Genomic DNA, 13,550 nt, shown 5'->3' with positions numbered 1-13,550 from the left:
CATCTAGACGGAAGTGGTGCGAACGAGTCACAAGGAGGTGACTGTGGCCGGACCAGGCCGGCTGTCCCGCCGGGCACTGCTGCGCGGAGCGCTCGTCACGGGGACCGCGTCACTGCTCGGCGGCTGTACCGGGTTCGCCACCTCCGGCACGTCGGGGCTGACGTTCCTGTCGACGCAGTTCACCCCGCTCGACGAGGCGGAGCGCTTCCGCGCCTTGCTGCGCAAAGCCTTCGACGGCGACGTCGGCTACGTCACCAGCGACCCGGGCCCCTTCGTCACCCAGGTCCGCAGCCAGGTCGAGGCGGGCGCGGTCCGGGCGAGCGTGATCGGCGGGCTGCACGGCGACCTCGCCCCGCTCGCGCCGAGCCACCTCGAGGACCTGACCGACATCGTCTCCGACTTCAGCTCGCTGGGCTGGCCGCCGGAGTACCTGGAGCTGGCACGGGCGGGCACGAACCGGACCTGGTACGTGCCGTGGGCGCAGGCGAGCTACGTGCTGGCCGCGCACGTGGACGCGCTGGCGCACCTGCCCCCGGGGGCCGACGCGGAGGACCTCACCTACGACCAGCTGCTGGACTGGGCGATCGCGGCGCGGCGCGCCAACGGCAACCGGCCCGCGCTGGGGCTGCCCGGCGGGCCGAAGGGGCTGCTGCACCGGTTCTTCCAGGGCTACCTGCTGCCGTCGTTCACCGGTGGCCAGGTCACCACGTTCCGCTCCCCCGAGGCGGTCACCGCCTGGGAGTACATGCGCGAGCTGTGGCGCAACTGCGCGCCCGCCAGCACCAACTACGCCCAGATGCAGGAGCCCATGGAGGCCGGTGAGGTCACCATGGGGTGGGACCACGTCGCCCGGCTGGTCAACGTGCCCAGGCGGGAACCGGACAAGTGGCGGATGATGCCCGCCCCGCGCGGGCCGAAGGGGCGCGGGTACATGGCCGTGCTGACCGGGCTGGCCATTCCCAAGGGCGCGCCCGACCAGGATCGGGCACGGCGGCTGATCGCGGCGCTGAGCAAGGCCGAGACGCAGGTCGATCTGTTGCGCGCCAACGCCTTCTTCCCGACGGTGCGCACCTCCATCCCGGACGACCTGCCTGCCGCGATCCGGATGGAGGCGGGCGCGGTCGCCCGGCAGCGGGAGTCCAAGGCCGCGCTGCTGTCGCTGCCCCCGGTCGGGCTCGGCAGCAGGGAGGGCGAGCTGAGCAAGGTCTTCCGCGACTGCTTCGAGACGATCGTGCTCAAGGGTGGCAACGCTCGGTCCACGGTGGACGCACAGGCGCGCGTGATCAACCAGCTGCTCGCCGACGCCAAGGTTGCTTGCTGGGCACCGGATCCGCGCGGTACCGGCATCTGCGAGGTGAGGTGAGATGACCACGGCTGTGCGCACACCGGTGGAGAAGGCACCGAAGCGGCTGGGGATGTCGCCGTGGTTGTTGCTCGCCCCGTCCACCGTGCTGCTGGTGCTGCTGTTCGGCTGGCCGCTGGTGCAGGGCGTGCTCGCCGCGTTCCAGGGCGAGGGCGGGGCCTTCACGCTGGCGAACTGGGAACGGCTCTTCGGCGACCCGTACTTCACCGAGGCGCTGCTGAACACCCTGCTGCTGATCGTGATCGTCGTGCCGATCCAGCTCGTGCTCGCGGTCGGCATGACGCTGCTGATCCAGTCCAAGCCGAGGTTCGGCGGGCTGCACTTCTACATCTGGGCCATCCCGCTGGCCATCTCCGACCTCGCGGCCGGCCTGGTGTGGCTGACCGTCTTCGCCGACCGCGGCTACCTGAACTCCCTGCTCATCGGTCTGGGCCTGTCGGAGAACGGCATCGCCTGGCTGAACTACGACAACCCCACCACGATGCTGCTCGCGGTCGTGGTGGCGGAGATCTGGCGGGCCACGTCGATGGTCTTCGTGATCGTGGTCGCGGGCGTGCAGATGATGCCGCCGGACTACGACGAGGCCGCCCAGGTCTTCGGCGCCTCGGCGTGGCAGCGGCTGCGGTACGTCACGCTGCCCCTGCTCAAGCCGAGCCTGCAGGTCGCGCTCATCCTGCGGACGATCCTCGCGCTGCAGGCGTTCGCGGTGGCCCAGGCGCTCACCGGGCGCAACTTCCCGTTGCTGGTGGGCGAGACCTACCAGTGGTACGTCAACCTGCAGAACCCGGCGGTGGCGAGCGCGGTCGCGCTGGTGATCCTCGCGCTCTCGCTCGGGACCGCGATCCTCTACATGCGCGCGTTGCGCCAGCCCTCGGCGGGAGGCCCCCGATGACGCGTCCGGCCGTCGACCTCGCCCCGCTGCGCAGGCGCAAGCGGCAGCGGGTGCTGGTCCAGCTCGCCTGCATCGCGATCTCGGCGTTCATGCTGCTGCCGATCGTGCTGATCGCGCTGTCCGCGCTGTCCTCCCGCGCCGCGCTCACCGAGTTCCCGAAACCGTTGCTGCCCAGCGAGTTCTCCACCGAGAGCATCGCGGGCTTCGTCGGCGGCGCCGGGGTGGTGCCCGCGTTCGGCAACTCCGTGCTGGCCGGGGTGTACACGGTGGTGCTGTCGCTGCTGCTCGGCGCTCCGGCGGGCTATGCCGTCTCCCGCTTCGCCTTCCGCGGTCGCGACGCCTACCAGGTGCTCATCCTGCTGGTCCGCGCGTTGCCGATCGTCGTGCTGTCGGTGCCGCTGGCCACCATGTTCCTCCGGGTGGGCATCGACGACACGGTCTTCGCCGTCACGCTGGTGCACACCGCGCTCGCGCTGCCGACGACGATCCTGATCACCGCCAGCATCTTCGTCGGCGTCCCCAAGGACGTCGAGGAGGCCGCGCTGATCTTCGGCTGCACCCCGGGACAGGCGATGCGCCGCGTCGTGCTGCCCATGGCGCTGCCGGGGCTCGCCGCGTCCTCGGTGTTCACCTTCGTGTTGTCCTGGAACGAGGTCCTCGGCGCGACCGTGCTGACGCTGGGGCACCGGACCCTGCCCGCGCAGGTGCTGTCCTCGCTGGCGGACTCGCCCAACGCCTACCGCTTCGCAGGCGGTTTCGTGCTGGTCCTGCCCGCGCTGCTGTTCATCGCCGTGATGCGCCGCTACCTGCTGAACATGTGGGGAACCACCCTGCGCTGAGCCGGGCGCCCGACCCACCGAGACGAGAGCACACGATGGCCGAGATCGAACTGCACAACCTGGTCAAGACCTACCCCGGCGGCACCACCAGGGCCACCGACGACGTCAGCCTGCACGTCGCCGACGGTGAGTTCATGGTGCTGCTCGGCCCGTCCGGCTGCGGCAAGACCACGCTGCTGCGCATGGTCGCGGGCCTGGAGCTGCCCGACGACGGGCAGGTCGTCATCGGCGGCAGGGACGTCACGTACCTGGAGCCGCGCAGGCGCAACCTGTCCATGGTGTTCCAGTCCTACGCGGTGTTCCCGCACCGCAAGGTCGGCGACAACATCGGGTTCGGGCTGCGGATGCGCGGTGTGGACCCCGACGAGATCAAGCGGAAGGTGGCCTGGGCGGCGGACCTGCTCCAGCTCACCCCGTACCTGGACCGCTACCCGGCCAAGCTCTCCGGCGGCCAGCGCCAGCGCGTCGCGGTCGCCAGGGCCATCGTGATGGACGCCGAGGTCCTGCTGATGGACGAGCCGCTGTCCAATTTGGACGCCCTGCTGCGGCTGTCCTTCCGTGCCGAGCTGAAGAAGCTCGTCGCGGAGCTGGGCACCACCACGCTCTACGTGACCCACGACCAGGTGGAGGCGCTGTCGCTGGGCGACCGCGTCGCGGTGATGCGCCAGGGCCGGATCGCCCAGTGCGACGCGCCGACCACCGTCTACGACCTTCCAGCCGAGGAGTTCGTCGGTGGTTTCATCGGCAGCCCGCCGATGAACTTCCTCACCGGGACCGTCGTCGCGGGCGGCGATGGCGGTCTCCGGCTCGACCTCGGCGCGCACAGCGTGCCCGTCCCGGACGCCCTGAGCGGATTCTCCGGCCGCCAACTCCGCCTGGGCGTCCGGCCGGAGGCCTTCGGGGTTGACTTTCCACATCACTCCGAAGGCCTCACGGCCGAACTGGAGGTCTTCGAACCCCTGGGGTCCTCCGTGCTGCTGACGGTCGCGCTGGCCGGGCACCAGCTCAAGGTGCAGGCGCCGCCGAGCTTCCGCGCGGAGGCGGGCGATCGCCTGCGGCTGAGCCTGCCCGCGGACCAGTGCCACTGGTACGACCCGGAAACACACCTTCTGCTGGAGACCTCGTGACCGTTGTTTCACCGGCCGCCCACCGCACCACCGCGCGGACCGACCGCCGGGAACCGCCGCCCAACCTGCTCGCCGCCCGAGCCGCGTACGTGTTGCGCGGCAACGACACCGGCTCGCTGGTCACCGCGGCACCCCGGCTGTACCCGCACATGTGGAGCTGGGACGCGGCGTTCATCTCGATCGGCCTCGCGCACCTGGACGTCGGGCGCGCGGTCGCCGAGCTGGACACCCTGTTCGCCGCGCAGTGGAGCGGCGGGATGCTGCCGCACATCGTCTTCACCGAGGACGGCGCCGACGAGTACTTCCCCGGCCCGGACCGCTGGGGCACCCACGAGCTCAGCAAGCACGCCCCGCGCGATCCGCTGACCTCCGGTATCTGCCAGCCGCCGGTGCACGCCATCGCGGTCGGGCGGCTGCTGGAGATCGCCCGCCGCGGCGGCGCGGTGGACCGGGGCGAGGCCGAGGGCTTCGTGCGCCGGTCCTGGCCGAAGCTCTACGCCTGGCACCGCTGGCTGGCCGAGCACCGCGACCCGGGCGGCGAGGGCCTGCTCGCGGTGGTGCACGGCTGGGAGTCCGGGATGGACAACTCGCCGCGCTGGGACTCCGCCTACGCGGGCGTGCGGCCGGGCGCGGACCTGCCGCCGTACGTGCGGCGGGACCTGCGGCTGGTCGCCGACGCCGGGATGCGGCCCTCGGACGCGGAATACGACCGCTACCTGTGGCTGGTCGAGGAGATGCGCCGGGTCGGCTACGACCCCGACCGGGTCGTGGCCACCTCCAGCTTCCTGGTCGGCGACGTGTTCCTGACCGCGATCTTCGCCGTGGCCTGCGACGTGCTCGCCGAACTCGGCGAGGAGTTCGGCGAACCGGCGACGCAGATCGCGGCGCTGCGGGGCTGGGCGAGGCGCTCCCGCGCCGCCGTCGCGGCCACCGTGGACCCGGCGACCGGCCTGGCGCGGGACCGGGACTTCCGCTCCGGGGCGTGGATCGGCACCCGCACCATCGCCGGGTTCGCCCCGCTGCTGTGCGGCGGGCTCGACCGCGCCGCCGAGCGCGCCCTTCTGTCCATTTTGGACGGACCGGACTGGTGCGGGAACCCGGAGCTGACCGCGGCCCTGGTGCCCTCCACCTCGCCGGCCGACGACGCCTTCCGCCCGCGGCAGTACTGGCGCGGCCCGCAGTGGCCGGTGATGGGCTGGCTGTTCGGCTGGTCCTTCGCCCGGCGGGGCTGGGCGGAGCGGGCCGAGCGGCACCGCGTCGAGGGCCTGCGGCTGTGCTCGGACGGGGCCTTCGCCGAGTACTACCATCCGCTGACCGGGGAACCGCTGGGTAGCTTCGACCAATCCTGGACGGCGGCGGTTGTGCTCGATTGGCTCTGCTGAAACGCCGGATCGTGTGAAATCGGCCCCGATGCATTCACCCAGCGCATCGGGGCCGAGCCCGTCCCGAATACGGTCCGGCTGTGTTCCCCATCACGTGAACTGCGCCGATGGGGAGGTCTCCGGAGATATCCGCGAGCGGTTTCCGCAGATCAGCCCTCCAGTCGCCAATGCCGCCCGATCGGCCGAAGGCATTCGCGCGCATCTCCGTAGACTTGCCGTCGGCGCGCAGGACATGGCGCCGGGAAGACAACGGCAGGAGGAGGGAAACGGTGACGCTGCTCGACTCCGTGCGCGGACCCGCTGATCTGAAACGGCTGACCCACGACGAGATGGTGACGCTCGCCGAGGAGATCCGGGCCTTCCTGGTCGACAAGGTCTCCCGCACCGGCGGCCACCTCGGCCCGAACCTGGGCGCCGTGGAGCTGACTCTGGCCGCGCACCGCGTCTTCGACTCGCCGCACGACCCGATCCTGTTCGACACCGGGCACCAGTCCTACGTGCACAAGATCGTCACCGGGCGGCAGGACTTCGGCGCGCTGCGGCAGAAGGGCGGCCTGTCCGGCTACCCGTCGCGGGCCGAGAGCGAGCACGACTTCATCGAGAACAGCCACGCCTCCACCGTGCTGTCCTACGCCGACGGCCTGGCCAAGGCGTTCCAGCTGCGCGACACCCGCAGGCACGTGGTGGCCGTCGTCGGCGACGGCGCGCTCACCGGCGGCATGTGCTGGGAGGCGCTGAACAACATCGCCGGGGACAAGACCCGGCCCGTGGTGATCATCGTCAACGACAACGGCCGCTCGTACTCGCCGACCATCGGCGGGTTCGCCGACCACATGGCGACCCTGCGGCTGCGCCCCGGCTACGAGAAGCTGCTGGAGGACGGCAAGCGCACGCTGCAGAACATGCCGGTGGTCGGCAAGCCGGTGTACGCGGCGCTGCACGCGGCCAAGCGCGGCATCAAGGACGCGCTCAGCCCGCAGGTGATGTTCGAGGACCTCGGACTGAAGTACTTCGGCCCGGTCAACGGGCACGACATCGTCGCCATGGAGGCGGCGCTGGAGCGGGCGAAGGCCTTCGGCGGCCCGGTGATCGTGCACGCGGTGACCCGCAAGGGCATGGGCTACGCGCACGCCGAGAACCACGAGGCCGAGCAGATGCACGCCATCGACGTGATCGACCCGGCGACCGGCCAGCCCACCAAGGTCGCCAAGCCCGGCTGGACCTCGGTGTTCGCCGACGAGATCGTCCGGATCGGAGCGGAGCGCGAGGACGTGGTGGCGATCACCGCGGCCATGCTCGGCCCGACCGGGCTGGAGAAGTTCGCGCAGGCCTTCCCCACGCGCTGCTACGACGTGGGCATCGCCGAGCAGCACGCGATGACCTCCGCCGCCGGCCTGGCCATGGGCGGCGTGCACCCGGTCTTCGCGGTGTACTCGACGTTCCTCAACCGCGCCTTCGACCAGCTGCTGATGGACGTGGCGCTGCACAAGCAGGGCGTCACCGTGGTGCTCGACCGCGCGGGCGTCACCGGCTCGGACGGCCCCAGCCACAACGGCATGTGGGACCTGTCCATCCTCGGCGTGATCCCGGGCATCCGGATCGCGGTGCCGCGCGACGCGGTGAGCCTGCGGGAGCAGCTGCGCGAGGCGGTCCAGGTGAAGGACGCGCCCACCGTGCTGCGCTACCCCAAGGGCGCGGTGATCCAGGAGGTCCCGGCACTCGAGCGCCGGGGTGTCGTCGACGTGCTGCACCGCCCGTCCGCCGACGAGGGCGACGACGTGCTGCTGGTCGCGGTGGGCGCCTTCGGCGAGCTGGCGGTGGACGCCGCGCGCAGGCTGTCCGACCAGGGCATCGGTGTGACCGTGGTCGACCCGCGCTGGGTGACCCCGGTCCCGGAGGAGCTGGTCGAGCTGGCCGCGGAGCACCGGATGGTGGTCACGGTCGAGGACTGCGGCCGCCACGGTGGCTTCGGCTGGGCGCTGGCCGCCGCGATGCGCGACGCCGGACTGGTCATGCCCATGCGGGATCTGGCCATTCCCAACAGGTTCCTCGACCACGCCTCGCGCGACCAGGTCCTCGCCGAGCTCGGCCTCACCGCGCAGGACGTCGCCCGCAAGGTCACCGAGTGGGCGTCGGAGTACGTGCCCGAGGACGCCGAGATCCCGGTGCCGAAACTGAAGAAGTCATGAGAAGTCCGCCCGGAGGTTCGAATTCGAAGCTCCGGGCGGTCCTCTGTGGTCGGACCTGTGGCACCGTGGACGGCGTGCGAATCCTGGTGGTAGAGGACGAACAACCGCTTGCCGACGCGATCGCGCGCGGACTGCGCCGCGAGGGCATGGCGGTCGATGTCGCCTACGACGGTGAGTCCGGTCACGAGAAGGTCAGCGTCACCCGCTACGACGTCGTGGTGCTCGACCGCGACCTGCCGGGCATGTCCGGCGACGAGCTGTGCCGGGTGATCGTGGGCTCCGACGCGCTGAGCCGCGTGCTGATGCTCACCGCGAGCGGGGCGGTGGAGGACCGCGTCGCCGGGCTGTCCCTCGGTGCGGACGACTACCTCGCCAAGCCCTTCGCCTTCCCGGAGCTGGTCGCGCGGGTGCGGGCGCTGGGCCGCCGCGCCACCCCGGCGACGCCGCCGGTGCTCACCGCGGGCGACCTCGTGCTGGACCCGGCCAAGCGCCGCATCACCCGCTCCGGCAAGCCGATCGAGCTGACCCGCAAGGAGTTCGGCGTGCTGGAGGTGCTGCTCTCGGCGGGCGGCAAGGTGGTCAGCAGCGAGGAACTGCTGGAGCGGGTCTGGGACGAGAACGCCGACCCGTTCACCACGACGGTGCGGGTGACCGTGATGACCCTGCGCAAGAAGCTCGGCGAGCCTGGCATCATCGACACCGTGGTCGGCTCCGGCTACCGGGTGCCGGACGCGGCCCAGGCGGCGGGGGCCACCGGCCACGACCAGGCGCGGTGACCGGGCCGGTCACCGGGTCCGGGTGTCTTCAAGTACGGCGCACCCCGCGGTCGCCGACGACGGCGAACCCGGGCGAGGACCGGGGCCGGTCGGGGTCGGTGGGACTTGAAGGCGGTCACACCCCCGCGCGGTGAGGCTGAGAGAGGTCATGCGTCGTCGAGGTCCAGGACTGCGGGTCCGGCTCACCCTGCTCGCCACGGTCCTCGTGGCAGGCGTCAGCGCGCTGCTGCTGTGGCTGGGCTGGATGCTGGTGGGCAACGTCGTCGGCGCCGCGCCGAGCCTGCCCGCGGGCTCCACGGTCACGGTGCAGGGCACCGAGCTGGACGCCGAGCAGTTCTCCGCGCTGCTGCGCGACCGCGCCCGTGAGGAAGTCCTCGACGCCGGGGTGATGGCGTTCCTGTGCGTGGTCGCGGCGACGGCCCTGCTCGTGTGGACGGTCAGCGACCGCGTGCTCCGGCCGCTCCACGAGGTCACCCACGCGGCCCGGCGGCTGTCCGCGGAGTCGCTCGGGGAGCGCATCGAGCTGACCGGTCCGCGTGACGAGGTCGCCGATCTCGCCGACACCTTCGACGAGATGCTGGACCGGCTCCAGGCGTCCTTCGAGGCGCAGCGGCGCTTCGTTGCCAACGCCTCGCACGAACTGCGGACGCCGCTGGCCGTGGTGCGCACGGAGCTGGACGTGACGCTGTCCGACCCGAGCGCCGACACCGAGGAACTGCGCCGGATGGCCGGGGTGGTCCGCCAGGCGACGCTGCGCGCGGAGCAGCTGGTCGAGGGTCTGCTGCTGCTCGCCCGCACCGACGGCGGCGGGCTGGCCGTGCGCGAGGCGGTCGACCTGACCGTGCTGGTCACCAGCGCCTGGCACGCGGTCCGCGCGGAGGCGGCGCAGCGCGGCCTCGACGTCACCATGGACACCCGTCCGGAGCTGGTGGTCGGCGATCCGGCGCTGCTGGAGCGCGTCGCCGGGAACCTGCTGGAGAACGCGGTCCGGCACAACGTCGACGGCGGGTGGATCAAGGTCTCGGTCGGCGAGTGCGACGGCCGCATCCGGCTGGCCGTGTCCTCCTCCGGTCCCGAACTGCCCCCGGCGCAGATCCCGGAGCTGTTCGAGCCCTTCCGCCGCGGCGGAGTGGCCAGGACCGCCAAGCACGGGGCCGGCCTCGGCCTGTCCATCGTCCGCGCGGTGGTCAACGCGCACGGTGGCGACGTCCAGGCCGAGCCCGTGGTGGGCGGTGGGCTGGCGGTCCGCGTCGACCTGCCCACCGCCACCGCCACGCTCTAGTGCGGCCTAGCCGATGGCCTCGCGCAGCCCCTGGTAGATCTCGTAGACCGTCAGGCCCGGGGACACCGCGCGGATGGCGGCCTTCACCACCCACGGCAGGTCGTCGTACCACTTCTTGAACGCCGCCCAGCCAGCGCGAACGGCCGATACGCAGGCGTTCCAGACATTCGGGCCCTTCTTCTTCAGCAACGTGATGATCGCCCTGATCGCCGTGCCGATGCCCTCGGTGCCGACCTCGACCGTGGCGGGCGCAGCGGCCGGAGCGGGCGTGGCGGCGTTCGCCAGCGGCGTCCACGCTCCGAGGCAGGCCGCGAGGGCGAGGGTTCCGGCGATGACGCGCGTCTTCGTGTTCATGGTCGTCCCCAGTCGTCGGTTTCGGTGAACCGTTGTCCACCCGCGAAGACACTGTGCGTGCGGCCGGTCCACCGCCGATACACGCGCTGTATGGACAAAGTGTCTGATCTGGACGTAGTGTCCAGGCAATGGACGAGCGGGTGGAGCGGTACGGGCCGGTGTGCGCGGCGGTCGCCGCGTTGCTGAGCCCTCACGCCGAGGTGGTGCTGCACGATCCGGCCGAGGACGTGGTGCTCGCCGTGTGGAACCCGTTCTCCGGGCGTGCGGCGGGGGACCCGTCGCTGCTCGGGGAGCTGGACGAGGTGGAGCCCGGGACGGACGGGGTGCTCGGGCCGTACCCCAAGGTGCTCGCCGACGGGCGGGCGCTGACGTCGGTGACCGCGATCCTGCGCGATCCGGACGCGGTGCTGTGCGTCAACCTCGACCGCGGGCCGTTCGAGCAGGCCGCCGCGCTGCTGTCCGCCTTCGCCGCGCCGGTGGCGCTGAGGCCGGAGCCGTTGTTCGAGCACGACTGGTTCGACCGCGTGAACCAGGCCGTGGGCTCGGCGGTGCGGCTGCGCGGCCCGGTGGACCGGTGGGGCAAATCCGACCGCGTCGCCGTTCTGTCCGAACTGGACAGCGCGGGGGTCTTCGCCGTCCGTCGTGCCGCACCCGAGGTCGCGCGGGCGCTGAAGGTGTCCCGTTCCACCGTCTACGCCCTGCTGGCCGAAGTTCGTGGGGAGAAGCCGTGACCACGTTGCCCGCCTTCAAGCTCGAAGCGTTCTTCTCGAAGTGGGAGTTCACCGCCCGCTACCACCTCAGCGCCTCCGACGCGCAGACCACGTCGATGGCCGATCTGGTCGCGATGGCCGACGATGAGGACCGCGCCGCGTGGGAAAACCTGGACCTCGGCTACACGCAGACGTTCGGGGACCCGTTGCTGCGCAAGGCGATCGCGGACACCTTCGAGCAGGTGGACGCCGAGGACGTGATCACCTTCGCCGGTGCGCAGGAGGGCGTGCTGCTCGGGCTCCAGGTGCTGCTCGGCCCCGAGGACCACGCCGTCGTCGTGACGCCGTGCTACCAGTCGGCCGAGACGATCGCGCTGTCGCTGTGCGAGGTCACGGGTGTGGCTCTGCGCCCTGAGCGGGACTGGGCGCTCGACCTCGACGAGCTGACCGCCGCGCTGCGGCCGAACACCCGCGTGGTGTACGTCAACTTCCCCAACAACCCGACCGGGAAGTTGTTGTCGCACAAGGACTTCGCCGCAGTGGTCCGGATGTGCGACGAGCGGGGCATCGTGCTGTTCAGCGATGAGGTCCACCGTGGACTGGAACTCGACCCGGCGCGCACCCTGGCGCAGGCGGCGGACCTGTCGCCGCGCGCGATCTCCCTCGGCGTGACCTCGAAGGCGCTCGGCCTGCCGGGCTTGCGCGTCGGCTGGATCGCCTGCCGGGACAAGGACATCCTCGCCCGGCTGGAGCTCGCCAAGCACTACACGACGATCTGCACCAGCGCGCCGAGCGAGGTGCTCGCCCGCATCGCCATCAAGGCCCGCGATCGTCTGCTGGCCAGGAACCGGGAGTTGGTGACGAAGAACCTCCGGATCTTCGGGGACTTCTTCGCGGAGTTCGCCGGGCTCTTCGAGTGGTCCGCGCCGGACGGCGGTTGCGTCGCGTTCCCGCGATACCTTGGCGGGGAAGAGATCGAGCAGTTCTGCGGTCGGCTCGTCGAGGAGACCGGCGTGCTGCTGGTGCCCTCCACCATCTTCGCCTCGGAGCTCACCCCGACTCCTGTCGACCGTTTCCGCATCGGCTTCGGGCGGTCCGATCCGGAGCCCGCGCTCGCCGCGTTCTCGGAGTGGTTGCGCCGGAGAGGTGCCCGCGGCTAGACGTGCGGCGGGTGCTCGCCGGACCCCGCGCCACCACCCGCATGCGTGATCCCCGACAGGGTGAGCCTGGTTGCCCTTCACCCCGCCGCACTCCAGGCTTCCCGCCATGATCACGAAGATGACCCGGACCCTCGTGGCCGGAGCGCTCGGGCTCGCCCTCGCCGGTGCCGCCGCCCCGGCGGCCGTCGCCGCACCGCCCGCCTCGATCGAGGTCACCAAGGAGGCGAAGCTCGTCAAGGGCGGCGCCGCCGCGATGATCGAGGGCACCTACGACTGCAAGGGCGACACCGCGGTGGACGTCCTCGTCGACGTCGACCAGAAGTCCGACAAGGGCAGCGCGCAGGGCAAGGGCAAGGGGCAGGGCCTGCAGTGCTCCGCCGCCGAGCGCGCCGCGGGCAAGAAGAAGTGGAAGGTCACCGTTCCGGTGCAGAGCCGGGGCGGCCTGTTCGTCGCGGCGTCGGCCTACGTCTCGGTCCGCCTGTGCGGCACCGGCACGCTGAACGTCTTCGCCAGCCTCAACCTCTGGGTCAACCTTCGTTTCTAGGGCTCCAGCGGCTCCGCCGGGTTGCTGAGGTAGGCCCGGCGGAGCAACGAGTTCAGCTCGTCGTCCACAGTGAACTCCACCTCGTCCACCGCGGCGATCGGCTGCGTGGCGATGGCCTCGTTGGTCGCGAAGGCCGACCGGAAACCCGGCAGGTCCGACAACGTCAGCAGCCGGGTCTCCACCGGCACGCCGAGACGCTGCAAACCCTTGCGCACCAACTGGAGCGCCACCCCGGGCAGCGCGGGCGCCGCGGGCAGCACAACGCGCGAGCCGTCGTAGAAGCCGACGTTCCACACCGTGCCCTCGGAGATGTGGCCCGAGCGGTTGACGAACAGCGCGTCGTCGTGGCCCGCGAGCCGGGCCAGCCTCCGCTGCAACAGCAGGCCGAACGTGCCGACGTGCTTCACCTGCGGCAGATCCCGTTCGTACACGACGGATCTGACCCGCATGGCGCTGTCCGGCCACGGTGCCGCCGGTCGCACCGTGACCAACGTCGTCGGAGTCACGATCGTGTCCAAAGTGGACATCATCACGTCGGGGGAGAACACGTTCACCCTGACGTTCACCGGATCGGTGCGATCACCCAGTTCCGCGCGGACAGCCGCCTTGACTGCCTCCGCGTCCATGCCCTCGCCGAACACCAGCCGGGCGTCGTGGTCCAGCCGCTCCAGGTGCAGCCCCAGCCCGCGGATCCGGCCGTTCTCCGCCCGCATCGACGTGAAGTGGCCGTAGTTGAAGACCGCGATCGTCCGTGCCGCGTCCATCTCGTTCACCCCAGCTCGGTGAGATCGGTGGACACCGCGAAGGGCGTGGTGGTCACCGGTGTGTCAGTGCGGTTCAGCAGCGGGACCTCTCGCAACCGCAGATCCGCGCTGGTGACCACGGAATGGCCGTCGCGACTCCGGGCAGCACAACGCGCGAGCCGGTCGGCC

13 protein-coding genes are annotated in these 13,550 nt (G+C 71.3%); 11 read left to right on the top strand and 2 right to left on the bottom strand.

Annotated elements, in window-relative coordinates; genetic code table 11:
• Positions 1-43: 43 nt before the first annotated feature.
• From BLT28_RS18705 to BLT28_RS18670, 8 genes are all read left to right on the top strand, one after another.
• The gene (locus BLT28_RS18705; protein ID WP_043812457.1) at positions 44-1,363 is read left to right on the top strand and encodes an ABC transporter substrate-binding protein; all 1,320 of its coding nucleotides are present in this window, start codon (positions 44-46) and stop codon (positions 1,361-1,363) included.
• A 1-nt stretch (position 1,364) separates the two neighbouring features.
• On the top strand, positions 1,365-2,255 hold the full coding sequence (locus BLT28_RS18700) for a carbohydrate ABC transporter permease (RefSeq protein WP_030430987.1): 891 nt from the start codon (positions 1,365-1,367) through the stop codon (positions 2,253-2,255).
• On the top strand, positions 2,252-3,094 hold the full coding sequence (locus BLT28_RS18695) for a carbohydrate ABC transporter permease (protein ID WP_030430988.1): 843 nt from the start codon (positions 2,252-2,254) through the stop codon (positions 3,092-3,094). The genes BLT28_RS18700 and BLT28_RS18695 overlap by 4 nt, the downstream gene beginning before the upstream one ends.
• 35 nt (positions 3,095-3,129) lie before the next feature.
• Positions 3,130-4,221, top strand: a complete 1,092-nt coding sequence (locus BLT28_RS18690) for an ABC transporter ATP-binding protein (protein WP_030430989.1) — start codon at positions 3,130-3,132, stop codon at positions 4,219-4,221.
• A complete protein-coding gene (ggh, locus tag BLT28_RS18685; RefSeq protein WP_322788484.1) occupies positions 4,218-5,603 on the top strand; it encodes a glucosylglycerate hydrolase in 1,386 nt (461 codons plus the stop codon). The genes BLT28_RS18690 and ggh overlap by 4 nt, the downstream gene beginning before the upstream one ends.
• 269 nt (positions 5,604-5,872) lie before the next feature.
• Positions 5,873-7,792: a 1-deoxy-D-xylulose-5-phosphate synthase gene (gene dxs, locus BLT28_RS18680; RefSeq protein ID WP_030430991.1), complete on the top strand. Its 1,920-nt coding sequence runs from the start codon at positions 5,873-5,875 to the stop codon at positions 7,790-7,792.
• Positions 7,793-7,866: 74 nt separating this feature from the next.
• Positions 7,867-8,568: a response regulator transcription factor gene (locus BLT28_RS18675; protein WP_030430992.1), complete on the top strand. Its 702-nt coding sequence runs from the start codon at positions 7,867-7,869 to the stop codon at positions 8,566-8,568.
• Between the two features lie 148 nt (positions 8,569-8,716).
• On the top strand, positions 8,717-9,850 hold the full coding sequence (locus tag BLT28_RS18670; protein ID WP_030430993.1) for a sensor histidine kinase: 1,134 nt from the start codon (positions 8,717-8,719) through the stop codon (positions 9,848-9,850).
• A gap of 6 nt (positions 9,851-9,856) precedes the next feature.
• Here the strand turns inward: BLT28_RS18670 and BLT28_RS18665 are convergent, their stop codons facing one another.
• Positions 9,857-10,204: a hypothetical protein gene (locus BLT28_RS18665; protein WP_030430994.1), complete on the bottom strand. Its 348-nt coding sequence runs from the start codon at positions 10,202-10,204 to the stop codon at positions 9,857-9,859.
• Positions 10,205-10,332: 128 nt separating this feature from the next.
• Between BLT28_RS18665 and BLT28_RS18660 the strand changes: the two genes are divergently transcribed.
• The 3 genes from BLT28_RS18660 to BLT28_RS18650 all read left to right on the top strand — a co-directional run bounded on the left by BLT28_RS18660 (position 10,333) and on the right by BLT28_RS18650 (position 12,618).
• Positions 10,333-10,935 (top strand): helix-turn-helix transcriptional regulator, encoded by a 603-nt coding sequence (locus tag BLT28_RS18660; protein WP_030430995.1) that lies wholly within the window; start codon positions 10,333-10,335, stop codon positions 10,933-10,935.
• Complete coding sequence (locus BLT28_RS18655; protein WP_030430996.1) at positions 10,932-12,074, top strand: aminotransferase class I/II-fold pyridoxal phosphate-dependent enzyme; 1,143 nt, start codon at positions 10,932-10,934, stop codon at positions 12,072-12,074. The genes BLT28_RS18660 and BLT28_RS18655 overlap by 4 nt, the downstream gene beginning before the upstream one ends.
• 106 nt (positions 12,075-12,180) lie before the next feature.
• On the top strand, positions 12,181-12,618 hold the full coding sequence (locus tag BLT28_RS18650; protein ID WP_030430997.1) for a hypothetical protein: 438 nt from the start codon (positions 12,181-12,183) through the stop codon (positions 12,616-12,618).
• Here BLT28_RS18650 and BLT28_RS18645 read toward each other — a convergent pair.
• Positions 12,615-13,382, bottom strand: a complete 768-nt coding sequence (locus BLT28_RS18645) for an aminotransferase class IV (protein ID WP_030430998.1) — start codon at positions 13,380-13,382, stop codon at positions 12,615-12,617. The two genes, BLT28_RS18650 and BLT28_RS18645, sit on opposite strands and share 4 nt — an antisense overlap.
• Positions 13,383-13,550 lie beyond the last annotated feature (168 nt).

It is taken from the genome of Allokutzneria albata, from assembly GCF_900103775.1.
Lineage (GTDB): Bacteria > Actinomycetota > Actinomycetes > Mycobacteriales > Pseudonocardiaceae > Allokutzneria > Allokutzneria albata.
This window is presented reverse-complemented; position numbering and strand designations above follow the sequence as displayed.

What these genes read in the sequence shown, in the direction of transcription:
- BLT28_RS18670 (WP_030430993.1), top strand. Translation starts at nt 8,717, where the DNA reads ATGCGTCGTCGAGGTCCAGGACTGCGGGTCCGGCTCACCCTGCTCGCC.
- BLT28_RS18650 (WP_030430997.1), top strand. Translation starts at nt 12,181, where the DNA reads ATGATCACGAAGATGACCCGGACCCTCGTGGCCGGAGCGCTCGGGCTC.
- BLT28_RS18695 (WP_030430988.1), top strand. Translation starts at nt 2,252, where the DNA reads ATGACGCGTCCGGCCGTCGACCTCGCCCCGCTGCGCAGGCGCAAGCGG.
- BLT28_RS18700 (WP_030430987.1), top strand. Translation starts at nt 1,365, where the DNA reads ATGACCACGGCTGTGCGCACACCGGTGGAGAAGGCACCGAAGCGGCTG.
- BLT28_RS18665 (WP_030430994.1), bottom strand. Translation starts at nt 10,204, where the DNA reads ATGAACACGAAGACGCGCGTCATCGCCGGAACCCTCGCCCTCGCGGCC.
- BLT28_RS18690 (WP_030430989.1), top strand. Translation starts at nt 3,130, where the DNA reads ATGGCCGAGATCGAACTGCACAACCTGGTCAAGACCTACCCCGGCGGC.
- BLT28_RS18645 (WP_030430998.1), bottom strand. Translation starts at nt 13,382, where the DNA reads ATGGACGCGGCACGGACGATCGCGGTCTTCAACTACGGCCACTTCACG.
- BLT28_RS18660 (WP_030430995.1), top strand. Translation starts at nt 10,333, where the DNA reads ATGGACGAGCGGGTGGAGCGGTACGGGCCGGTGTGCGCGGCGGTCGCC.